The 20,705-nt window shown below is 68.7% G+C and carries 21 protein-coding genes and 1 pseudogene; 11 read left to right on the top strand and 11 right to left on the bottom strand.

The window, feature by feature from the left end; translation table 11 throughout:
- Positions 1-7: 7 nt before the first annotated feature.
- Positions 8-886 (bottom strand): PhzF family phenazine biosynthesis protein, encoded by an 879-nt coding sequence (locus Ahu01nite_RS20640; protein WP_203838210.1) that lies wholly within the window; start codon positions 884-886, stop codon positions 8-10.
- A gap of 33 nt (positions 887-919) precedes the next feature.
- Here Ahu01nite_RS20640 and Ahu01nite_RS20635 point away from each other — a divergent pair, with 33 nt between their 5' ends.
- From Ahu01nite_RS20635 to Ahu01nite_RS20620, 4 genes are all read left to right on the top strand, one after another.
- A complete protein-coding gene (locus Ahu01nite_RS20635) occupies positions 920-2,272 on the top strand; it encodes a magnesium transporter MgtE N-terminal domain-containing protein (protein ID WP_438874801.1) in 1,353 nt (450 codons plus the stop codon).
- Entirely contained in the window at positions 2,272-2,805 is a 534-nt protein-coding gene (locus Ahu01nite_RS20630; protein WP_203838209.1) for a DUF1003 domain-containing protein, read from the top strand. Before Ahu01nite_RS20635 ends, Ahu01nite_RS20630 begins: the two co-directional genes overlap by 1 nt.
- A gap of 21 nt (positions 2,806-2,826) precedes the next feature.
- Positions 2,827-3,981, top strand: coding sequence for an Mrp/NBP35 family ATP-binding protein (locus Ahu01nite_RS20625; protein WP_203838208.1), 1,155 nt, complete (start codon positions 2,827-2,829; stop codon positions 3,979-3,981).
- A 446-nt stretch (positions 3,982-4,427) separates the two neighbouring features.
- The gene (locus Ahu01nite_RS20620) at positions 4,428-4,568 is read left to right on the top strand and encodes a hypothetical protein (protein ID WP_203838207.1); all 141 of its coding nucleotides are present in this window, start codon (positions 4,428-4,430) and stop codon (positions 4,566-4,568) included.
- A gap of 587 nt (positions 4,569-5,155) precedes the next feature.
- Here the strand turns inward: Ahu01nite_RS20620 and Ahu01nite_RS20615 are convergent.
- Both Ahu01nite_RS20615 and Ahu01nite_RS20610 read right to left on the bottom strand, forming a co-directional pair.
- Positions 5,156-5,581, bottom strand: a complete 426-nt coding sequence (locus Ahu01nite_RS20615; RefSeq protein ID WP_203838206.1) for a twin-arginine translocase TatA/TatE family subunit — start codon at positions 5,579-5,581, stop codon at positions 5,156-5,158.
- A gap of 31 nt (positions 5,582-5,612) precedes the next feature.
- Positions 5,613-6,878, bottom strand: coding sequence for a S1C family serine protease (locus Ahu01nite_RS20610; protein WP_203838205.1), 1,266 nt, complete (start codon positions 6,876-6,878; stop codon positions 5,613-5,615).
- A gap of 227 nt (positions 6,879-7,105) precedes the next feature.
- On the opposite strand from Ahu01nite_RS20610, the gene Ahu01nite_RS20605 reads away from it, so the two are divergent.
- Positions 7,106-7,714: an O-methyltransferase gene (locus tag Ahu01nite_RS20605; protein ID WP_203838216.1), complete on the top strand. Its 609-nt coding sequence runs from the start codon at positions 7,106-7,108 to the stop codon at positions 7,712-7,714.
- Here Ahu01nite_RS20605 and Ahu01nite_RS20600 read toward each other — a convergent pair.
- Together Ahu01nite_RS20600 and Ahu01nite_RS20595 are read right to left on the bottom strand one after the other, a co-directional pair.
- On the bottom strand, positions 7,704-9,068 hold the full coding sequence (locus tag Ahu01nite_RS20600; RefSeq protein WP_438874800.1) for a leucyl aminopeptidase family protein: 1,365 nt from the start codon (positions 9,066-9,068) through the stop codon (positions 7,704-7,706). The genes Ahu01nite_RS20605 and Ahu01nite_RS20600 overlap by 11 nt on opposite strands.
- Before the next feature lie 121 nt (positions 9,069-9,189).
- Complete coding sequence (locus Ahu01nite_RS20595) at positions 9,190-9,357, bottom strand: DUF3117 domain-containing protein (RefSeq protein WP_015625691.1); 168 nt, start codon at positions 9,355-9,357, stop codon at positions 9,190-9,192.
- A 307-nt stretch (positions 9,358-9,664) separates the two neighbouring features.
- On the opposite strand from Ahu01nite_RS20595, the gene Ahu01nite_RS20590 reads away from it, so the two are divergent.
- The 3 genes from Ahu01nite_RS20590 to Ahu01nite_RS20580 all read left to right on the top strand — a co-directional run bounded on the left by Ahu01nite_RS20590 (position 9,665) and on the right by Ahu01nite_RS20580 (position 12,143).
- Positions 9,665-10,477: a PaaX family transcriptional regulator gene (locus Ahu01nite_RS20590; protein WP_203838204.1), complete on the top strand. Its 813-nt coding sequence runs from the start codon at positions 9,665-9,667 to the stop codon at positions 10,475-10,477.
- On the top strand, positions 10,474-11,262 hold the full coding sequence (locus Ahu01nite_RS20585) for an enoyl-CoA hydratase-related protein (RefSeq protein ID WP_203838203.1): 789 nt from the start codon (positions 10,474-10,476) through the stop codon (positions 11,260-11,262). Before Ahu01nite_RS20590 ends, Ahu01nite_RS20585 begins: the two co-directional genes overlap by 4 nt.
- A 77-nt stretch (positions 11,263-11,339) precedes the next feature.
- Entirely contained in the window at positions 11,340-12,143 is an 804-nt protein-coding gene (locus tag Ahu01nite_RS20580; protein ID WP_203838202.1) for a S1 family peptidase, read from the top strand.
- A gap of 43 nt (positions 12,144-12,186) precedes the next feature.
- On the opposite strand, the gene Ahu01nite_RS20575 is transcribed toward Ahu01nite_RS20580, so the two are convergent.
- The 5 genes and pseudogenes from Ahu01nite_RS20575 to ndhC all read right to left on the bottom strand — a co-directional run bounded on the left by Ahu01nite_RS20575 (position 12,187) and on the right by ndhC (position 15,532).
- Positions 12,187-12,744: a hypothetical protein gene (locus Ahu01nite_RS20575; protein ID WP_203838201.1), complete on the bottom strand. Its 558-nt coding sequence runs from the start codon at positions 12,742-12,744 to the stop codon at positions 12,187-12,189.
- Between the two features lie 239 nt (positions 12,745-12,983).
- Entirely contained in the window at positions 12,984-13,562 is a 579-nt protein-coding gene (locus tag Ahu01nite_RS20570) for a DNA-3-methyladenine glycosylase I (protein ID WP_203838200.1), read from the bottom strand.
- Positions 13,563-13,595: 33 nt separating this feature from the next.
- The gene (locus Ahu01nite_RS20565) at positions 13,596-14,093 is read right to left on the bottom strand and encodes an SRPBCC family protein (RefSeq protein WP_203838199.1); all 498 of its coding nucleotides are present in this window, start codon (positions 14,091-14,093) and stop codon (positions 13,596-13,598) included.
- A gap of 586 nt (positions 14,094-14,679) precedes the next feature.
- Positions 14,680-15,052, bottom strand: a pseudogene (locus tag Ahu01nite_RS20560) (DivIVA domain-containing protein); the annotation flags it as partial.
- A gap of 102 nt (positions 15,053-15,154) precedes the next feature.
- On the bottom strand, positions 15,155-15,532 hold the full coding sequence (gene ndhC, locus Ahu01nite_RS20555; RefSeq protein ID WP_203838198.1) for an NADH-quinone oxidoreductase subunit A: 378 nt from the start codon (positions 15,530-15,532) through the stop codon (positions 15,155-15,157).
- A gap of 295 nt (positions 15,533-15,827) precedes the next feature.
- Here ndhC and Ahu01nite_RS20550 point away from each other — a divergent pair, with 295 nt between their 5' ends.
- Together Ahu01nite_RS20550 and Ahu01nite_RS20545 are read left to right on the top strand one after the other, a co-directional pair.
- Positions 15,828-17,606: a 2-oxoacid:acceptor oxidoreductase subunit alpha gene (locus Ahu01nite_RS20550; RefSeq protein ID WP_239159012.1), complete on the top strand. Its 1,779-nt coding sequence runs from the start codon at positions 15,828-15,830 to the stop codon at positions 17,604-17,606.
- On the top strand, positions 17,599-18,645 hold the full coding sequence (locus Ahu01nite_RS20545; RefSeq protein WP_203838196.1) for a 2-oxoacid:ferredoxin oxidoreductase subunit beta: 1,047 nt from the start codon (positions 17,599-17,601) through the stop codon (positions 18,643-18,645). Before Ahu01nite_RS20550 ends, Ahu01nite_RS20545 begins: the two co-directional genes overlap by 8 nt.
- Before the next feature lie 241 nt (positions 18,646-18,886).
- On the opposite strand, the gene Ahu01nite_RS20540 is transcribed toward Ahu01nite_RS20545, so the two are convergent.
- Positions 18,887-19,900 carry a potassium channel family protein gene (locus Ahu01nite_RS20540; protein WP_203838195.1) on the bottom strand — a complete coding sequence of 338 codons (1,014 nt, stop codon included), beginning with the start codon at positions 19,898-19,900 and terminating at the stop codon, positions 18,887-18,889.
- A 197-nt stretch (positions 19,901-20,097) separates the two neighbouring features.
- On the opposite strand from Ahu01nite_RS20540, the gene Ahu01nite_RS20535 reads away from it, so the two are divergent.
- Entirely contained in the window at positions 20,098-20,604 is a 507-nt protein-coding gene (locus Ahu01nite_RS20535; protein ID WP_203838194.1) for a phospholipase, read from the top strand.
- Positions 20,605-20,705: the final 101 nt, after the last annotated feature.

The raw sequence follows: 20,705 nt of genomic DNA, 5'->3' as shown, positions 1-20,705 counted from the left end.
CTCTGAGCTAGCCGACGAAGGGCGGCACCGCGATCTCGCCCTTCGCCACGGGCACCACGTGGCCGGACACCGTTGCCGAGGTCGCCGCGCCGTTCGAGGCCCTGACGGTGCAGGTCAACAGCGACGGCCGATGCATTTCAAAACCCTGATGCACGGTGTACGCCGAAGTGCCGTCACCCGGCAGCCACCCGTTCGCGACCAGCCACACACCCAGCCCCAGCGCCGCCGAACCGGTCGCCGGATCCTCGGGCACCGACACCCCCGGGCAGAAGACCCGCGAGTACGCCGTGTTCGTGTCGCTGTCCCAGGCGAAGACGTCGATCTGCGAAACACCCGCCGCAACCGCCCGCGCCGGATCGGCCCATGCCCGCGCCAGCGCGCGACGCTCGACCGGCAGGAACACGAACTCCAGCCCGCACCCGGCCGCCGACGGTGTGGTCTTCGGCCCCGCGAAGTCATCCCCGGCCAGCCCGGTCACGTCCAGCAGCACCGCCGGGTCGAACGCATCCCCTAGCGTCGGAGTGCCCCCGGTCAGGGTCGCCGAGTCCGTGTCCGAAACCACGATCGGCAGCAGGCCCGCGCCGCACTCCTGCACCAGGTGACCCGAGGCCGCGAGCCCACGGCGTACTGAGACAACTGCCGCACCGACGCTGGGGTGACCGGCGAACGGCAGCTCGGTCTCCGGGGTGAAGATCCGGGCCCGGTAGGTCGCCTCGATGTCGGTCGGCGGCAGCACGAACACCGTCTCCGACAGGTTGAACTCACGGGCCAGCGCCTGCATCTGATCGCCCGCGAGCGCCTCGGCCCCGAAGACGACCGCAAGCGGGTTGCCCGCGAAAGGACGGTCCGTGAATACGTCCACGATCTCGTACGCCAGAGTAGACATGACTCGACGCTAACCTAGGCTTAGTTGGTGACCATGGGGACGAAGGTTTACCTGGCGCGCCTTGCTGCGCTCCCCGTGTTCGACCCCAACGGAGACCGGGTGGGGCGGGTGCGGGACGCCGTCGTGCGGCTGCGGACGACGAACCGGCCGCCACAGGTCGTGGGGCTGGTCGCCGAGATGGCGCTGCGCCGGCGGATCTTCCTGCCGATCGGGCGGGTCACCTCGATGGACGCGGACGCCGTCGTGCTCAGCACCGGCACGCTCAACCTGCGCCGCTTCGAGAAACGCCCCAACGAGCTGCTCGTGCTCGAGGACCTGCTCGACCGGCGGGTCACCATCTCCCCGGAGAGCGGCGACGGGCCCGCGAGCAACGCCATCGTCGTCGACCTCGGCATGGAGCTCAACCGCAACAACGAATGGCTGATCACCCGGGTCGCCGTGCGGCAGAACACCGGGCGGCTGACCCGGCGCGGGCACACGTACCAGGTCGAATATGACCGGGTGAAAGGCCTGGTCGGGCCCACCGACACCCAGGGCAGTGCCAACCTGGTCGCCCTGCTGGAACAGATGCGCCCGGCCGACATGGCCAACGCCCTGCAGGACCTGCCGGACGAACGGCGCAACGAGGTCGCCGCGGCGCTCAGCGACCGTACGCTCGCCGACGTGCTCGAGGAGCTGCCCGAGCACGACCAGGTCGAGATCCTGATCCGGCTCGACCGGGAACGCGCCGCCGACGTGCTCGAACGGATGGACCCGGACGACGCCGCCGACCTGCTCGCCGAGCTGCCGAAGGCGGAACAGACGATCCTGCTCGACCTGATGGAGCCCGAGGAAGCGGCCCCGGTCCGGCAGCTCATGAGCTACACCCCGGGCACCGCCGGCTCGGTGATGACCTCGGAACCCGTGATCATGCCGCCAGACGCCACGGTCGCCGAGGCGCTGGCCCGGATCCGCGAGCCGGAGCTGTCCCCCGTCGTCGCCGCCCAGGTCTTTGTCGCCCGGGCACCTTCGGCAACGCCCAGTGGGAAGTATCTGGGCATGGTTCACTTCCAGCGTCTGCTCCGCGAGCCACCCGCCGCGATCCTCGGCGGCCTGATCGAGAAGGACCTCGACCCGCTGCGACCCGAGACCGGCCTCACCGAGATCACCCGGCGGATGGCGACGTACGACATGGTGGCCATGCCCGTCGTCGACAGCACCTACCGGCTGGTGGGCGCGGTGACCGTCGACGACGTCCTGGACCACTCCCTGCCCCGCGACTGGCGTGACCGGGACGCCTCCGACGACGCCGCGGACGACGCCGCCGGTGACGCCCTGCGCGACGAGGACGGCTACGCGCTCGAGCCGGCCCCGATCATGCCCGGCCCGAACGGTGGTTCCCGCTGATGACCGATCTGCGCCGCCCACCGCTGGACCGCCTCGACCAGCCCGTCGAGCCCGGCCGGGTCCGCCTGCCCCGCTTCGACCCCGAAGCCTTCGGCCAGTGGTCGGAGAACATCGCCCGCTACATGGGCACCGCCAAGTTCATCGTCTACATGACGATCGTCATCGCCGCCTGGTTCGGGTGGAACACCCTCGCGCCGGCGAGCATGCGCTTCGATCCGTACACCTTCACGTTCCTGACCTTGATCCTGTCCCTGCAGGCCTCCTACGCCGCGCCGCTGATCCTGCTCGCCCAGAACAGGCAGACCGACCGCGACCGGCTCGCCATGGACGAGGATCGTCGCCGCGCGGCCATGCAGAAGGCCGACACGGAGTACCTGGCCAGGGAAATCGCCTCCCTGCGCATCGCCCTCGGCGAAGTCGCCACCCGCGACTTCCTACGCTCCGAACTCACCCGGCTCGCCGACGAGCTGGACGAGGCGGCCACCCGGCGGCAGAAGCTCGACCGCAAGGAGTGGGAGGAAGAGCACTCCTGACACCGACGTAAGCTGGTGCCCATGTCCGCACCCGCCCCCACCATCGAGGACGCCATTCAGGCAGCCCTCGCCACGGTTGACGACCCCGAGATCCGCAAGCCGATCACCGAGCTCGGCATGGTCAAGGGATTCACCGTCGCGGCCGGCAAGGTCACCGTCGAGCTGCTGCTCACCGTGGCCGGTTGCCCGCTGCGGGACAAACTCACCACCGACATCACCGGTGCCCTCACCCGCATCCCGGGCATCGAAACCGTCGACATCGACTTCGGCGTCATGACCGAGGAACAGCGCAAGGCCCTCCAGGTCCAGCTGCGCGGCGGCGCCGCCGGCCAGGCCGCCGAGCCGGTCATCCCATTCGCCCAGCCCGGCTCCAAGACCCGCGTCTACGCGGTCGCCAGCGGCAAGGGCGGCGTCGGCAAATCCAGCGTCACCGTCAACCTCGCCGCCTCCCTCGCCAAACGCGGCCTCAACGTCGGCGTGGTCGACGCGGACATCTACGGCCACTCCATCCCCCGCATGCTCGGCGTAGAAGGCCGCCCCACCCGAGTCGAAGAAATGATCATGCCGCCCCAGTCCCACGGCGTGAAGGTCATCTCCATCGGCATGTTCACCTCGGGAAACGCAGCCGTGGTCTGGCGCGGCCCCATGCTGCACCGCGCCCTGCAGCAGTTCCTCGCCGACGTCTTCTGGGGAGACCTAGACGTCCTCCTCCTGGACCTCCCCCCGGGCACCGGCGACGTCGCCATCTCGCTGGCACAGCTCCTGCCCAACGCCGAGATCCTCGTCGTCACCACGCCCCAGATGGCTGCCGCCGAGGTTGCCGAGCGAGCCGGCGCCATCGCACTCCAGACCCACCAACGCCTGGTCGGCGTCGTCGAGAACATGTCCTGGCTCGAGCTCCCGGACGGCTCCCGCATGGAGGTCTTCGGCTCCGGCGGCGGAGCAACCGTCGCATCGTCCCTGACCACCACCGTCGGCGCCTCGGTGCCGCTGCTGGGGCAGATTCCGCTGGACACCCGGGTTCGTGAGGCCGGGGACGCCGGGGTTCCGATCGTTCTGGCTGATCCGACTTCGCCTGCTGCTGTCGCTCTGGATGCTGTCGCTGATCGGCTGGCTATCCGGCGGGAGTCCCTGGTCGGGAAGCCGCTGGGGTTGATGGTCAACGCTCGGCGGTAAGTTTTGGCGGGGAATGTCGCCTTGGGGGCATTCTCGGCCCGAAGCAGCTGTGGTTGGAGGGGGCCTTTACGGCCCCCTTTTGCTATTGGGGCCGAGGGCTGTCAAGAAGGCGGGCGGTCGCGGCGCACGAAAGGCGGGCGGTCGCGGCGCACGAAAGGCGGGCGGTCGCGGCGCACGAAAGGCGGGCGGTCGCGGCGCACGAAGGCTCGGTTACAGGCGTTGAACGACGCTAGCTGAGGGCCGGTCATTCCCCGGCGGTGAGCAGGCGGCTGTGAGGGAACGGCTCTGTGATGACGCTGCCGGAATGCAGCGGGGGGGAATCGGCTGCGGGGAACCGCTGCTCGTGCCAGGGGGCGCTGGTCGACGTCCTGGGCCGCGGCCGCGATCGCTTCCGCCTACGGCGAGCCCGCCGACGCGGTACTCATCGAGGCGGTGCGCAGGAGATCGTGTCGTCGGATCGTGCCAAGGCGGAGCTGTTGCGGGCGGAGCTGTTGCGGGCGGACCTGTTGCGGGCGGACCTGTTGCGGGCGGAGCTAGCGGAGATCGAGGACGGAGCCGTCGCGGCGTACAAGACGGGCCAAAATTGAGCCGAAGCCAACGTGGGAGCCCGCGTGGCAGCGGTAGGGCGGCGGAGACAAGCGGTATTCCCCGGCGTAAGCGGCAAGACACGGCCTGCGGCAAAGCGCGGCAATAAACATGGCTCCGCTTGCGGCAAAGTGCGCGGCCTACGGACAACGCTGAACTGAACCGGCCGGCCGCAAAGCGCGGTCTGCGGCAAGCGCAGCAGAAAGCAAGGCACGGCAGCAGAAAGCAAGGCACGGAATGCGGCAAGGCGTATGGCTGGCGGCCGAGCTGAACAGGCCGGCGGCGGCGTGCGATTGAGCTGGGCAAACGATGCTCGGTCCGCGAATACCCGCCGAGCGGGCCGATGCGGCGCTGGACATACGCGGACCGGACCAGGGCGGGGGCCGCAGCACACAATCCGACGACCCGCACTCAACGCGAGTGAGCGGAACCAACGGCCCACCCACCAGAGAGATTGTCGACAACCACTATGCCCGGCCCTGAAGCAGCTGCGGCCGATCAAGGCCAGGTGCGGGCCGGACCGAATCCGCCGAGACCAGGCGACCCGGTTAAGGCCGGCCCACAGATGAGGCCGGACCACGAGTAAAGGCTAGGTGGCGTCGATGTCGAAGGCGGCCGGGGCGACGGCCGGTTTGGGGGTAGCGGGGGCCATCGGGGCGGACTGCGGCTTGGCGGCTTCGCTGATGTTGGACTTGACGGCGGTGAGGTCGTCCTTGACGCCGTTGAGGTCTGTTTTGACGTCGTTGAAGAGGCCTTGGAGAGGCTGGCGGATGGCGGCCTCGTCCTCTTCGCTCAGCAGGTGCTTGCGGATGAAGGCTTTGGGGTGGAGGTCCTGGAGCTGGATGTCGGTGCCCAGCTCGCGGCTGAGGTCTGAGGTGGCGTTCTGGGCCATGTTGCGCAGGCCTCGGAGCATTTTGAGGCCGTCGCCGATGACCTTGGGTAGCCGCTCGCCGAAGATGAGGAGGGCGAGCATCAGTAGTGCGCCTATTTCCCACCAGTTCAGGTTCTCGAACATGGCGGCCGCCTTCCTTGCCCGTGCGGGCCTCTCAATTCGCGTCGGCTGCCAAGGTTACTGACGCTGTCTGTGTGGTGGTGCCCCGGCGGTACTCGATGGGGACGGTGGCTCCGGGGGCGTACTTGCGGACCATGGCGATGAGGTCGACGCCGTCGTCGAGGGGGTGGCCGCCGAGTTTGGTGATGACGTCGCCGGATTTGAGGCCGGCGACGGCTGCTGGGCCGGCTGGTTCGACGGAGCGCAGGCGGGCTCCGGCGGCGCTGCTGGAGCTCGTGGAGCCGCTTGTGGCGACCTCCGCGCCGATAACCGTACGCCGGGCCTTGCCGGTGTCGATGATGTCCTCGGCCAGGCGGCGGGCCTGGTTGAAGGGGATGGCGAAGGCGAGGCCGATGTTGCCCGCGCCGTCTTCGGTGTTGCCGACCGAGCGGATCACCGAGTTGACGCCGATGACCCGGCCGGCCGCGTCGACCAGGGGGCCGCCCGAGTTGCCCTGGTTGACGGCGGCGTCGGTCTGGATGGCGGCGTAGTAGCGGGTGGGGCCGCCCGATTCGCTCTGCTGCAGGGTGCGGTCGAGGGAGCTGACGATGCCTTCGGTCACCGTGTTGGCCAGTGCGAAGGGGGAGCCGAAGGCGAAGACCGGGTCGCCGACCGCGATGGAGTCGGAGTCGCCGAACTGGATCGGTGTGAGGTTGGTCTTGGAGATTTTGATCACTGCGATGTCGGACTCGGGATCGCGGCCCACGAGCTTCGCGTCGGCGGTGGAGCCGTCGCTGAAGAGGACCGACATGGTGCCGTCGGAGCCCTCGACGACGTGGTCGTTGGTGATCGCGTAGCCGTCGGCGCTGATCACGAAGCCGGAGCCGATGGCGCCGGTGACCCGGACCGTGACCACGCTGGGCAGGACCTTGGCGACCACGCCCGCGCTCGATTCGGGGGCGCGCTGGGCCGCGCTCGGGGCCGCGAGCGGGGTGCCACCGAGCTGGGTGCCACCGCCGACGCCGTTCCTGACGGCGAAGACATAGCCGAGCGTGCCGCCCAGGCCGCCCGCCAGCAACGCCGTGACCAGGCAGATCATCAGGATCCGGGTCATCGGGGGCTTGGGCGCGGCCGGGTCGGTGACCGGCTCGGGTGCGGGGCCGGTGCCCACCTGGGCGCTCGGGATGACGACTGCCGAGGGCGAGTAAGGATCACGCCACGGGTCGGAGAGAGCATCGGACCACCACGGCGAACCTTGCGACGCGGGTGGCGTCGGGGCCGGCGGTGTCTGAGGCTGGCGCCAGTTCCAGCCGTCGGTCACGTCGGGGCCTCCACTCGTCGTCCAGCGTGCCCCTCCAGGATGACACGGATCGGCGGGGATCATCCGCTCAGTGGGAGGCTCGAAGGTCCGCCCGGCGCTTTCCGGGGGCGGGCGGTCGCTCTACGCTCATACCCGATGTGCACCGGTTCCGGTACGCGCGTCCCTTGAGCACGGAGGTCGTCATCGTCACCGCAGCCCGCCAGCTCGGCACACCCACCTCTCAGTCGATCCAGTTCACGGAGGCGTACGCCGCCGAGGACGTCGTGCTCCAGACAGCTCGCAGCCTGGCCCAGGAGGTCGGCCTGACCTCCGTGACCCCGGGCGCGGGTTCCGTGCTGAGCCTGCTCGCCGCCGCCGGCAGCGCCAAGGCCGTCGTCGAGATCGGCACCGGCACGGGCGTCAGCGGTGTCTGGTTGCTGCGCGGCATGCGCGCCGACGGGGTCCTGACCACCATCGACGTCGAGAACGAGCACCAGCGCATCGCCCGGCGCATCTTCCAGGAGGCGGGATTCGCCGCGTCCCGGACCAGGATCATCACGGGCCGGGCACTGGACGTGCTGCCCCGGCTCGCGGACGGCGTCTACGACCTGGTTTTTGTCGACGCGGACGCCACGGAGTTCGGGGCGTGTGCGGAGGCGGCGCTGCGGCTGCTGCGTACGGGTGGGGTGCTGATCGTCAACGGTGCGCTCGCGGGCGGCCGGATCGCCGACCCGGCGGCCCGTGACGTCGACACCATCACCATCCGCGAGACCGTGAAGGCGGTGCGGGAGTCCGAGGACTGGACCCCCGCGCTCATCCCCGCGGGCTCCGGGATGCTGGTCGCCGTCAAGCGCTGAGGTATCGCACCAGCGTCCGCACGCCCCAGCCGGTGGCGCCCTTCGTGAGCTCCGCCTCGTGCTTCTCGATCCAGCTCGGCGCCGACATGTCGAGGTGTGCCCAGCTGCCTGTCCTGTCGCCCAGGAACTCGGCGAGGAAGAGGGCGGCCACCACCGAGCCCGCGCCCCGGGTCGGAGAGCTGTGCCGGTCCGCGATGTCGCTGTCGAGGTATTCCACGTAGTCGGTGGGCAGCGGCAGCCGCCACATCCGCTCACCGGCCGCGTCGCCGGCCCGCGAGAGCTCGCCCGCGAGCGCGTCGTCGTGGCTGTAGAGGGCCGCCATCCGCTTGCCCAGGGCCACTGCGTTCGCACCGGTGAGCGTGGCCAGGTCGATCACCACGTCGGGCGCGAGCGTGGCCGCGGCGTAGGCCAGGACGTCGGCGAGGACCAGGCGCCCCTCCGCGTCGGAGTTCGTGGTCTCGGTCGTGGTGCCGTCCCACTGGGTGATCACGTCGCCCGGGCGGTAGGCCGAGCCGCTGACGGCGTTCTCGGCGAGCGGCGCCAGCGCGGTGATGCGTACGGGAAGATTCAGATCTGCTGCGGCCAGTGTGGCCGCGACGATCGCAGCGGCCCCGCCCATGTCCTTCTTCATCAGCTTCATGCCGTCGCGGGTCTTGATCGACAGACCGCCGGTGTCGAAGGTGATGCCCTTGCCGATCAGGACGACGTGCCGGGTGGCGCCCTCGGGATTCCAGCTCAGCTCGACCAGGCGCGGCGGTGTCGCGGAGCCGCCCCCGACGGCCAGGATGCCGCCGAAGCCCTCCGCGCGCAGCTGCTCCGGCTCGCGCACGCCGACGGTGATTCCCGGGCGTGTCGCGGCTTCTGCGAGCACCTGCGCGGCGAACCATTCGGGGTTTTTGAGCGACGAAGGGGTATTTGTCAGGTCGCGAGCCAGCCAGGTTGCCCCGGCGGTCGCGCGCGCTTCCGCGACGCTCCGGGCGTACCCATCAGGGTTGGCTGTCTGAAGTGTGACCTCGACGGACCTGGGGCCTTCGACGGCATCGCGGAACCGGTAGGCCGCGAGCCAGATGCCCTCGGCCAGGCCACGGACAGCGGCCGGCTCGACCCCTTCGGGCAGCACGAAGGTGAACGGCTCGTCGGTTTTCACGGCTCGGACGGCGGCGGCACCGGCAGCACGCCAGCCCGCCTCGGCGCCGGAGCCGACCCCGACGATCAAAATCTTGGCGGGGGTACGCAGTGGGCGCGGCAAAGCCTGCACCGCCCCCGCGGCACCGGGCTCGTCGGCGCTCCGGACCAGCTCCGTGGTCTCGTCGTCACCGCCGGCCAGAACCCCGGAATTGTCTGCCGGCAGCACGTGCGTGCCGGCGCCCGGAACTTCTACCAGGCGAATCGCGAACACTGGAGGATGACCTTTCCTGGAGACGTGGAAAGCCCGCCGGTACGGCAGGTACCGTACCGGCGGGCCACGTGAAACGTCAGCCGGCGATCGCCTTCAACGCGTCACCCAGCGCGTTGGCCTCGTCCGGAGTCATCTCAACGACGAGACGGCCACCACCCTCCAGCGGGACGCGCATGACGATGCCGCGCCCTTCCTTGGTGACCTCCAGCGGACCATCGCCCGTCCGCGGCTTCATCGCCGCCATCTTGTCTCCCCTCAGACCTACATCAGGGTCGGTGGGTTACCCCACAGCCACTTGCATTTCGAACAGCCCAGCGTCAACGCTCCGTGCTCAGCCCCACGGCGCGCCGTGCCTCGTTTCCGACCGGCGGAGTCGCCCCCACTGGACCGACCCGAGACCGCAGCGTTGCGGACCGCGTCAAGGTCACCCGACGTGGACCACCGTGCCGATCAAACATTTTCCCTGATGAACACCGGCGAACCCAAACCCAGCCCGGACGGATGTGACAGCGTCTAGCATAACGTCTTTTGGGCTGTCACAATGTGCGGTCATGCAGGCGCGGTCGGCACTCTTCGACCTCTACGGCGACTATCTTCGCCCGAGAGGCGGCCGCGCGCCCGTTGCAGCCCTGGTCAAACTGCTTGCACCGCTGGGAATCGCGCCGCCCGCCGTGCGTACGGCAATCTCCCGAATGGTCCGTCAGGGATGGCTGCATCCGCTGCGTCTGATGTCAGGTCCCGGTTATCTGCTCACTCCGAAAGCTGCCCGCAGACTCGACGAAGCTTCCGCCCGGGTCTACCGCACCGGGCGCATCAGTTGGGACGGCCGGTTCGACCTGGTCATGCTCAGTGCCCCGCTCGCGCGCCGGGAGAGCCAGAAACTGACCTTCCTGGGGTACGGGATGCTGGGCGAACAGACCTGGGTAGCGCCCCGGGCGGCCGAGGAGATCGACGCCGTACTGCTCGAGGCAGCCGTGCCGTACGAGCGGTTCAGTGCCAGTCACGCCGCCGGTTCCCAGGGCGCGGCGGACGTCGTCGGGCGAGCCTGGAACCTGTCAGCGATCGCGGCGGCCTACGAGGAATTCATCGCCGAGCAGCGTTCAATAGTGACCGCTATCACTGTGAGGAGTTCGGACGAGGAGGCGTACGCCGTCCGCTTTCAACTGGTTCACGCCTGGAGATCGTTTCTGTTCCGTGACCCGCAGCTGCCCCCGTCCCTGCTTCCGTCGCGCTGGCCGGGGGTGACCGCGGCGAACTTCTTCGACCGGCACTCCACCCGCCTGCGCCCGGCCGCCGACCGATTCGTCGAACGCTGCCTCGCGTCGGCCTCCCGGGGCGGACGTGTGGGATTCTCGGAACCATGACCGACTCGCTGCTCGTCGACCGCACCGACGCCGTCGTCACGCTGACCCTCAACCGCCCCGACGCCATGAACGCGCTCGATGTGGAGCTCAAGGAAGCCCTCCGCGACCAGCTCGCGCAGATCGAGAGCGACCGGTCGATCCGGGCGGTGGTGCTCGCGGGAGCGGGCCGGGCATTCTGCGTCGGCCAGGATCTGCGCGAGCACGCCCAGATCCTCGGCAGCGGCTCCACCGAGCTCGACACGGTCCGGCAGCACTACAACCCGATCGCGCTACGGCTGGCGAGCCTGCCGAAGCCGGTGGTCGCAGCCGTGCGTGGCAACGCGGCCGGCGCCGGGGCCTCGCTGGCGCTGCTCGCCGACTTCCGGGTCGGCGGCCCGTCGACGATGTTCCTGATGGCGTTCGCCAACGTCGCGCTGGCCGGCGACTCGGGCATCTCGTGGTCGCTGCCGCACATCGTCGGCCGCGCCCGGGCCCTGGAGCTGCTGCTGCTGGCCCAGCCGGTGCGCGCCCAGCAGTCGCTCGATTACGGGCTGCTCACCGAGCTGGCGGACGACGACGAGCAGGTCCTGCCCAGGGCCCAGGAGTTCGCGGCGCGGCTCGCCGCCGGGCCGACGGTGGCCTATGCCGCGATCAAGCGGGAGCTCTCCATCGGTACGGCGGGGTCGCTCTCCGACGCGCTGGCCGCGGAGGCCCAGGCGCAGGCGATCTGCGGAGCCACGGCCGACCACAAGAACGCGGTGACATCCTTCGTCAACAAGCAGAAACCGGTCTACGAGGGCCGCTGATATGAGCATTCCGGGATAGGGGAATCCACCCTGATCAATGTTTAACTCCCTGTAAAGCTTCAGTCAGGGAGGTCTGGATGGTCAGGTTCCGGTTCCGCAGAGTCCTGGGTACGGTCGCCGCCGCGATCACGGTCGCCTCGATGGGCGCCGTGCTCAACGCACAACCGGCGGCGGCCGCCGACCCGGGTCCGCAGCGCGTCGTCGGTGGCAGCACCGCCACGCAGGGCGAATTCCCGTTCATGGTCCGCCTGTCGATGGGTTGCGGCGGCGCGCTCTACAGCCCGAACCTGGTGCTCACCGCCGCGCACTGCGTCGGCAGCACCGGCACCAACACGTCCATCACCGCCACCCTCGGCGTCGTGGACCTCAACTCCACGAGCAAGATCACGCGGAAGTCCAACTACGTCTACCGGGCGCCGGGCTACACCGGCGCGGGCAAGGACTGGGCGCTGATCCGCCTCGCCAGCCCGGTGACCACCCTCGCGACCCTGCCGATCGCGACCACCTCGACCTACGACACCGGCACCTTCACCATCGCCGGCTGGGGCGCGGCCACCGAGGGCGGCGCACAGCAGCGCTACCTGCGCAAGGCCACGGTCCCGTTCGTCAGCGACACCACCTGCAACTCGTCGGCCATGTACGGCGGCGAGGTCATCGCCACCGACGAGATCTGCGCGGGCTACACCGCCGGCGGCGTCGACACCTGCCAGGGCGACTCCGGCGGCCCGATGTTCCGCCGCGACTCCGCCAACGCCTGGATCCAGGTCGGCATCGTCAGCTGGGGCGACGGCTGCGCCCGTCCGAACAAGCCGGGCGTCTACAGCCAGGTCAGCTACTTCTCCGCGAACATCCGCTCGGCTGCGACCTCGCTGGGCGGCTAGTTCTGATTTTGGGCCCCGGAGTCGTCGACTCCGGGGCCTGCTTTTAGTCTTCCTCGTCTTCCTCAGGGTCCAGGTTGGCCTCTTCGCCGAGGACGAAAGCCTGCATCGCCAGTTCGTCACCGGACGGCGAGACGAAGGTGGGCAGCTCCGAAGGGCCGAGCTCCAGCACGTACGACCAGAACTGGCGCACCGCCTCCGCGGGGCTCGCCGCCTCGATGGGCAGATCCAGGCTGACCAGCCAGGTCTGCTTGTCGCGGTCGCCACCGAGCTTCGCCGCCAGCCCGCGGAACACGTCCTCGCCGATCGCGGCCACGGCCTCGTCGAGGGTCAGCCCCTCGGCAGGCACCGGCTCATCGAAGGAACGCCGCGTGTAGACGATCTCGACCTCGGGAACCCCGTGCGCGCCACGCCGCCGCGTCTCCTGCTCCGCCACCACGCCGAGCCCCACCACGTGCGGCACCTCGTCACCGGCGACCAGCAGCACCTCGTCACCGGCCGCGGGTTTGACCCCGGCCGACCCCGCCACCGTCAAGGTGTCGTGATGGAACAACCGCTCGGTCGCCCATCGATCCGCCGGAATAATCACCGCCCAGTGAGCCATGCGCACTATGACATCACGAGCCGGATCGGGGCTGTTTCCCGGGCGGTGATCGGCCGGTTTCCCAGGCCGTGGTCTGCTGCCAGCTTTGGCGGGGGTCAGCTTTGTGGCGGGGGTCAGCTTTGTGGCGGGGGTCAGCCTCGTGGCGGGGGTCAGCTTTGTGGCGGGGGTCAGCCTCGTGGCGGGGGTCAGCCTTGCGGCGGGGGTCAGCCTCGTGGCGGGGGTCAGCCTTGCGGCGGGGGTCAGCTGCTCAGGGGTGGGACGACGCAGCCGGCGAGGTGGTCGTCGACCATGCCGGTCGCCTGCATGAGCGCGTAAGCCGTTGTGGGGCCGATGAATTTGAAGCCGCGCTTCTTCATGTCCTTGGCCATGGCGATGGATTCGGGGGTCGTAGCGGGCACCTCCGCGCGGGTTGCGGGCCGGGGGCGGGGTGGAGGTGCGTAGGACCACAGCAGGTCGCTCAGGCCCGTCTGGAGGTCGATGGCGACGCGGGCGTTGTGCAGGGCGGCGTCGACCTTCATGCGGTTGCGGACGATGCCCGGGTCGGCCATGAGGCGGGTGGCGTCGGTCTCGCCGAAGGTCGCCACCTCTTTGATGGCGAAACCCGCGAAGGCGGTGCGGAAGGCCGGACGTTTGCGCAGGATGGTGATCCAGGAGAGGCCCGACTGGAACGCCTCGAGGCACATCCGCTCGAAGAGGGCGTCGTCGCCGTGGAGCGGGCGGCCCCACTCGGTGTCGTGGTAGACCGCGTAGTCCGGGGTGCTCGCGCCCCAGGAGCAGCGGGCCAGCCCGTCCTCACCGATCACGATGTCCTGCGTCATGGCACCACCGTAGGCGCCACCTCTGACACAAAATCAGGGGAGCTTGCCCTCTTCGACCAGCCGACCGAACTTCTTCAGCGCACCCTTGAAGCTGAGCTTGGACCCCGGCCACATGACCGGCCACGCGAGCTTCCCCGCGGCACCCCCGGGCAGATGGAACCACTCGTGCAGCACAACCTGGGTCCGGTCGCCGCCCATCGCCGTGCAGCGCATCGAGCCGGGACCACGCAGAACCTTGCCGCAGTGCACGACGCGGACCTCGTAGGGCGCGTCGACGCGGACCACGCGGAGCTCGTCGCGCAGGGCCGCCGGGCCGATCGCGGTGATCGCCTCGACCAGGCTGCCCTCGCCGCCGTCACCCTCGACCACGCGCACCTTGGTGAACGGGATCCAGTCGCCCTGGCGTTCCCACGACATGAACGCCGCGAAGACCCGGGCCGCGGGGGCGTTGACGATGACCGTCGCCGTCACCTCGCCGGTCCCGGGCTGGGCGGCGTCACCCAGGCCACCCTGCGCGCCGGTCTGGCTCATCGTTGTTCCGCCGACGCTCCGTCTTCGGCCGGGTCCTCCGGGCCGGAGTCAGCCTTGGCGGTGGCGTCTCCGGCCGTCTTCTCCGGCTTCGCCCCGCTCTCCGCGCCCGACTTCACGCCCGACTTCACGCCCGACTTCACGCCCGACTTCGCGTCAGACTTCACGTCGGGCTCCGGGGCAGACGTCACGCCGGACTTGGCGTCAGACGTCGCGCCGAGCTCTAGGCCGGATTTCGCGTCGGACTTGGGGGCGGACTTCGCGTCGGACTCAGCGTCGGACTTCGGGCCGGGCTTTGCGGTCGTTGTGGGCTCGGGCCGATCGGATGACGCGGCGGGCTCGGCGACGGCGGGCGCAGCGGCGGGCCGGTCTGCGGCGGCCTGGTCTGCGGCGGATAGGTCAGGGTGCTCAGCGGCGGGCACGGTGGGCGCTGCTGCCACGCCGGACCGCACAGCCTCCGGAGCCTGCTCAGCCACCGCGGGGTCGGGTGAGGTGGCGGAACCCGCGGCGAAGGCGGACGGCACTCCGCCGGCTGCGACCGGGACCTGCTGCGCGACGGGGGTCTGCTGCGCGACCGGCGCGGGTTCTGTGGCGGGCGGCGGTGCTACGGCGGCCTCGCGGGCGCGGCGGAGGACGTCGGCGTCCTCTGTGCGGCCGTCGCGCAGGGCGGTGACCTCGGCTTCGAGGACGCCGATCAGTTCGGATTTGTAGCCGATGTCGTAGGCGGCGCGCTGCAGGGCCTGGTCGACCTGGCCCATGCGGTAGCCGCGGAATGCCATGTCGAAGCGGGTCCGGAAGATGTCCTCCTCGCCCAGGGGGCGGTCGCTCGGCAGCGGGAGGGACTTGCCGTCGGGTTCGACCGGCGTCAATCCGGTGTCGCTGCCGCTGACCATGACGGTCACGCCGAAGACGATCGCCGCGACCACCAGTGCCACGACGATGAAGAGGAGAAGCTGACCCATGCGCACGATCGTGGCATGCGCGCTGCGGCCTGGCGAGCCCGCCACCCCGGCTCTGGGGAAACGCTCAGGCGTCGATCTTGTGAGCTGGGCCGATGAGGCGGATCACGTCCAGGTCAGAATCTTCTTGCGCCAGGCGTAGACGATGCCGAGCGCGAGGACGGCGACGAAGATGCCCATCTCGGCGATGCTCACCGCTCCGAAGCCGGGCTGGTCGAAGATGACCGCCCACGGAAAGAGAAAAACTGCCTCTACCGCGAAAAGGACATATAAGTACGCGTAGACATAATATCGGATCTGCGCCTGCGCCCAGTCCCCGCCGACCGGGTCGATGCCGCTCTCGTACGCGATCCGTTTGCCCGCCGGTTCGGCGGGATTCGCGGGCCGGAGCAGCCTGTTCGCCCCGAACGCGAGCACGAAGACGAGCGCTCCCGCCGCCAGCACGAGGCCCAGCAGTGCGTAAGAACCCAGATACCCGTCCACGGGCGCAGCCTAGCGAACCTCGACCTGAACACTAGTGGCTCAGGCTGGACTCGCCTGGCAAGGTGGTTCTGGACCGGCAGAACCAAGCAGCGACAGCACCGAGACGCGACGGCGACCGGACAGAAATGTAAGGGGCGCCGACGTAGTCTGGAAGTGACGAACGCGGGTCGCCTCAGCGACGTGCGTACCCGCCGACCTGCACACTCAGGAGGTTGGACACGTGACGGTTCCCGCTAAGCCTGTCGAGCAGCTCGATCGCGTTGTCATCCGGTTCGCGGGTGATTCCGGGGACGGCATGCAGCTGACCGGTGACCGTTTCACCTCGGAGACAGCTCAGCTCGGCAATGACATCTCCACGTTGCCCAACTTTCCCGCCGAGATCAGGGCGCCCGCGGGGACGCTGCCCGGTGTGTCGAGTTTCCAGGTCCATTTTGCCGACTTCGACATCCTGACCCCGGGCGACTCCCCCAATGTGCTGGTGGCGATGAATCCGGCCGCGCTCAAGGCAAACCTCGCCGATCTGCCGCCCGGCACGGACATCATCGTCAACACCGACGAGTTCACCAGACGAAACCTGGCCAAAGTGGGGTGGACGGTCAGCCCCGTGGACGACGGCACTTTGTCGCAATGGGCGGTGCACCCGGTCGCGTTGACGTCGATGACCGTCGCGGCACTGGCCGGCTCCGGGCTGTCGAAGAAGGACGCCGAGCGCGCGAAGAACATGTTCGCCCTCGGTCTGCTGAGCTGGATGTATTCGCGGCCCTACGAGTCGACGCTGCGCTTTCTGGAGCGCAAGTTCGCCAAGCGTCCCGAGCTGGTCGCGGCCAACAAGGCGGCCTTCCTCGCGGGCTGGAATTTCGGCGAGACCACCGAGGACTTCGCCGTCCGCTACGAGGTCAAGCCGGCCAGGATGGCGCCGGGCACCTATCGCAACATCACCGGCAACGCCGCGCTCGCGCTCGGCCTGGTCGCCGCGGGGGTGCGGGCGAAACTGCCGGTGTTTCTGGGCGCCTATCCGATCACCCCGGCATCGGACATCCTGCACGAGCTGAGCAAACACAAGCGGTTCGGTGTGACGACGTTGCAGGCCGAGGATGAGATCGCCGCGATCGGCGCCGCGCTCGGCGCCTCCTACGGTGGGGCGCTCGGGGTCACCACCACCTCGGGCCCGGGTGTGGCGCTCAAGGGCGAGACGATCTCCCTCGCGATCGCCCTGGAGCTGCCGCTGGTGATCATCGATGTGCAGCGTGCCGGGCCGTCCACGGGGATGCCGACCAAGACCGAACAGGCCGATCTGAACATGGCACTGTACGGCCGGCATGGCGAGGCGCCGCTGGCCGTGATCGCGCCGAGGTCGCCGTCCGACTGTTTCCACGCGGCGATCGAGGCGGCGCGGATAGCCCTGAAATACCGGACCCCGGTCATCCTGCTCTCCGACAACTACGTGGCGAACGGGTCCGAGCCGTGGCTGCTTCCCGAGGTCGCCGACCTGCCCGACATCTCGGTCGCCTTCACCACCGAGCCGAACGGTGACGACGGCCGGTTCCTGCCATATCTGCGCGATCCGCAGACCATGGCGCGTCCGTGGGCGATCCCGGGAACCGCGGGCCTCGAGCACCGCATCGGCGGTCTGGAAAAGGCCGACAAGACCGGGGACATCTCGTACGACCCGGCGAACCACGAATTCATGGTCCGCACCCGCGCGGCGCGGATCGAGAACATCCCGGTGCCCGATGTCGAGGTCGAGGATCCGGATGAGAACGCGCGGGTGCTCGTTCTCGGCTGGGGCTCCACATACGGGCCGATCGGGGCGGCGTGCCGGGCGTTGCGTCAGCGCGGACTACCGATTGCCCAGGCACATCTCCGCCATCTCGCACCATTGCCGGCGAACCTCGGTGCCGTGCTGGCCGCGTACGACAAAGTGGTTGTTCCGGAAATGAATCTGGGTCAGCTCGCGCATGTCATCCGGGCCCGGTATCTGATCGACGCGGTCGCATTCAACCAGGTCAGCGGTCTGCCGTTTACGGCCGCGACGTTGGAGAACACGCTCGAGGACGTGGTCAAAAATGGTTAGCGCCAGTATCCCGCTCACTCCGGTCAAGCTGACGGCCAAGGATTTCAAGTCCGATCAGGAGGTCCGCTGGTGTCCCGGCTGCGGTGACTACGCGATCCTCGCCGCGGTGCAGAGCTTCATGCCGGAGCTGGGTATCGCGCGGGAAAACACCGTCTTCGTCTCGGGGATCGGCTGCTCGTCGCGCTTCCCGTACTACATGAACACGTACGGTCTGCATTCGATTCACGGGCGGGCGCCGGCGATCGCGACGGGTCTGTCGGTGTCGCGGCCGGATCTGTCGGTGTGGGTCGTGACCGGTGATGGTGACGCGCTGTCGATCGGCGGCAACCATCTGATCCACGCGCTGCGCCGTAACGTCAACCTGAAGATCCTGCTGTTCAACAACCGGATCTACGGCCTGACCAAGGGGCAGTATTCGCCCACCTCGGAGATCGGCAAGGTCACCAAGTCGACGCCGGTGGGCTCGGCCGACGCGCCGTTCAACCCGCTGTCGCTCGCGCTGGGTGCCGAGGCCACGTTCGTGGCCCGCACGATCGACTCCGATCGCAAGCACCTGCAGTCCGTGCTGCGCGCGGCGGCCGAGCACGAGGGTTCGGCCTTCGTGGAGATCTACCAGAACTGCAACATCTTCAACGACGGCGCCTTCGACCTGATCAAGGACGCCGGCACCCGCGACGAGCACCTGATCCGGCTCGAGCAGGGCCAGCCGATCACCTTCGGCACCGACCAGCAGTTCTCGGTGGTGCACCCCGGCGGAAGCTTCGGCCTGTCGGTCCTGCCGTCAGCCGACCTCGGCGCCGAGACCGCGGTGGTGCACGACGCGACGGTCGACGATCCAGCCTATGCGTTCGCGCTCAGCCGGCTCTCCGGTTCCGACCTGAACACAACCCCGATCGGCATCTTCCGCAACGTCCAGCGCCCGTCCTACGACGAGCTCATCCAGAAACAACTCCTGGACGCCAAAGCCCAATCCACGGGTACGCCCGAAGCCATGCTCAGCGACCTCCTCACCACCGGCGACACCTGGACAATCCTCTGATCCGCTCGCCCTTGACCGGTTCGAGTTCGGCGTCGACTTGCAACCGCTTCGAGTTCGGCGTTTACCTGCGCTTTTGATCTTGCGCTTTTGATCTTGCGCGCACGCAGAATGAAGGGTCCGGAGATCCGTTCTGGAGCGCCAGCTCCTGGAGCTCCGGGCCCGGCCTCGGCGGGAGCTGCGGTCAGTTATCTGCAACCAGCTACGACAGCCAGCTCTTGATCTTGATCTTGACTACGCCTGATCATGCCCCGGCGACGGCACTATTCTCCTCGTCGCGGATGTAGATCAGCATGTCGCCCGTCTCGATGGTGAGGGCTTGCTCGCCGCCGAGCGGGACGACCTTGCCGCGGCGAATCAGGGCGACGACGAGAGTCTGGAGCGACCGGGGGTTCTGGCCGACCTCGGCGCGTTCGGCCGAGCGCATGGCCAGTGCCATGCCCTGACCGGGGGTGAGCAGATCCTCGACCACGTCGATCAGCGGTGGCGTGGTGGTGGTGAGGCCGAGCAGGCGGCCGGCCGTGGCCGACGAGACGATGACGTGATGTGCGCCGCTCTGTTTGAGCAGCGCCGCGTTCTCCTGCTCGCGGACGGAGGCGATGATCCGCACCTGCCCGGCGGTCAACTGCCGGACCGTCAACGAGATGAGTACGGAAGCCTCGTCGCTGTCCGTCGCGATGATCACGGCCTTGCAGTTCTTGACGTCGGCCTCGAGCAGCACGGCCGAGCGGGTCGCATTGCCCTCGACCGCGACCAGGCCGTTCGCGGCGGCCTGGCGCAACGCCTCGTCCCGGCTCTCCACGACGATGATCCGGGTCTTGTCGTAGCCGGTCTCCAACAGAGCGGCGACCGCGGCCCGGCCCTTGGTGCCGTAGCCGCAGACGATGATGTGGTCCTTCAACTTTCGCCTCCACCGGTTCACCCGGAGGCTGTTCCGGTACTGGTCGGTCAGCACCTCGAGGGTCGTGCCGACCAGGATGATCAGGAAGAGCACCCGCGCGGGGGTGATGAACACGATGTTGACCAGCCGGGCGTGCGCCGTCACCGGGGTGATGTCGCCGTATCCGGTGGTCGAGAGCGACACGACCGCGTAGTAGAAGCAGTCGAGCAGCGTCAGGCCATCCTCGTTGATGTCCCGGTAACCGTCCCGATCCACGTAGATGACCGTGACGGTGAGGAGCACGAGCACCACCGCGGCCAGGACCCGAACAGCAAGAGCCTTCAACGGTCCCTGTCGGACCAGCGGTAATCGGATCATGGAGCGGTCGCCTGCACGATCACACCATAGCTGCCCGATCCCACACCGCTTTTCATGACAGCACGGCGCGCGGGAACGAAGGTATACCGCACCCCGAGTTGAGCCATCGTTAAAGGAAAATCCATTGATCGCCTTGTATTTTGCAACCGGTCTCTCCAAGACTGATGACCGTAGACATTCTCGCTTGGAGGCCCCGCATGGTTCGGTTGCTCCGCCGCTCGCTCATCGTCTCGTTGACGGCCCTCGCTCTGCTCGCCCCGGCGGCCGCCGCCGCCCAGGCCGCCGCCCCGACCAAGGCCGAGGTCCTGTCGACGTGGACCCAGACCACGGAGGCAAGCACGGCAAGCTGGAATTCCGCCCGCCTCAACCAGGCCGCGTGGACGTCCTACGGCTTCAACTGGACAACCGACTACTGCTCATCGAGCCCGGACAATCCCCTCGGCTTCGATTTCACCCTCGCCTGCTGGCACCACGACTTCGGCTACCGCAACTACAAAGAAATCGGGACCTTCGACGCGAACAAGGCCCGCCTGGACAACATGTTTTACGCCGAACTGAAGCGAAAGTGCGCCACGTATTCCAGCCTCGTCCGGCCGGCGTGCCTGTCCCTCGCCTGGACCTACTACCAGGCGGTCAGCATCTTCGGCTCCCTCGAGGCGGTCAACCCCTCGGATGTGGACCGGGCCGAGGCCCTCATCGGGTAGTCAGCCTCTGTCGCGGCGCCCGGCTCCCCTGAGGGGCCGGGCGCTTTCCCTTTCTTTCCCTTTCTTTCCCTTTCTGCAGGGCGCGCGGCTGGGGCCGGGCC

This window comes from Winogradskya humida (assembly GCF_016862215.1).
GTDB classification, from domain to species: domain Bacteria; phylum Actinomycetota; class Actinomycetes; order Mycobacteriales; family Micromonosporaceae; genus Actinoplanes; species Actinoplanes humidus.
This window is presented reverse-complemented; position numbering and strand designations above follow the sequence as displayed.

Coding starts and splice junctions, on each gene's coding strand:
- Ahu01nite_RS20640 (WP_203838210.1), bottom strand. CDS start 886: ATGTCTACTCTGGCGTACGAGATCGTGGACGTATTCACGGACCGTCCT.
- Ahu01nite_RS20635 (WP_438874801.1), top strand. CDS start 920: ATGGGGACGAAGGTTTACCTGGCGCGCCTTGCTGCGCTCCCCGTGTTC.
- Ahu01nite_RS20630 (WP_203838209.1), top strand. CDS start 2,272: ATGACCGATCTGCGCCGCCCACCGCTGGACCGCCTCGACCAGCCCGTC.
- Ahu01nite_RS20625 (WP_203838208.1), top strand. CDS start 2,827: ATGTCCGCACCCGCCCCCACCATCGAGGACGCCATTCAGGCAGCCCTC.
- Ahu01nite_RS20615 (WP_203838206.1), bottom strand. CDS start 5,581: ATGTTCGAGAACCTGAACTGGTGGGAAATAGGCGCACTACTGATGCTC.
- Ahu01nite_RS20595 (WP_015625691.1), bottom strand. CDS start 9,357: ATGGCGGCGATGAAGCCGCGGACGGGCGATGGTCCGCTGGAGGTCACC.
- Ahu01nite_RS20590 (WP_203838204.1), top strand. CDS start 9,665: ATGCAGGCGCGGTCGGCACTCTTCGACCTCTACGGCGACTATCTTCGC.
- Ahu01nite_RS20585 (WP_203838203.1), top strand. CDS start 10,474: ATGACCGACTCGCTGCTCGTCGACCGCACCGACGCCGTCGTCACGCTG.
- Ahu01nite_RS20580 (WP_203838202.1), top strand. CDS start 11,340: ATGGTCAGGTTCCGGTTCCGCAGAGTCCTGGGTACGGTCGCCGCCGCG.
- Ahu01nite_RS20575 (WP_203838201.1), bottom strand. CDS start 12,744: ATGGCTCACTGGGCGGTGATTATTCCGGCGGATCGATGGGCGACCGAG.
- Ahu01nite_RS20570 (WP_203838200.1), bottom strand. CDS start 13,562: ATGACGCAGGACATCGTGATCGGTGAGGACGGGCTGGCCCGCTGCTCC.
- Ahu01nite_RS20565 (WP_203838199.1), bottom strand. CDS start 14,093: ATGAGCCAGACCGGCGCGCAGGGTGGCCTGGGTGACGCCGCCCAGCCC.
- Ahu01nite_RS20550 (WP_239159012.1), top strand. CDS start 15,828: ATGCAGCTGACCGGTGACCGTTTCACCTCGGAGACAGCTCAGCTCGGC.
- Ahu01nite_RS20545 (WP_203838196.1), top strand. CDS start 17,599: ATGGTTAGCGCCAGTATCCCGCTCACTCCGGTCAAGCTGACGGCCAAG.
- Ahu01nite_RS20540 (WP_203838195.1), bottom strand. CDS start 19,900: ATGATCCGATTACCGCTGGTCCGACAGGGACCGTTGAAGGCTCTTGCT.
- Ahu01nite_RS20535 (WP_203838194.1), top strand. CDS start 20,098: ATGGTTCGGTTGCTCCGCCGCTCGCTCATCGTCTCGTTGACGGCCCTC.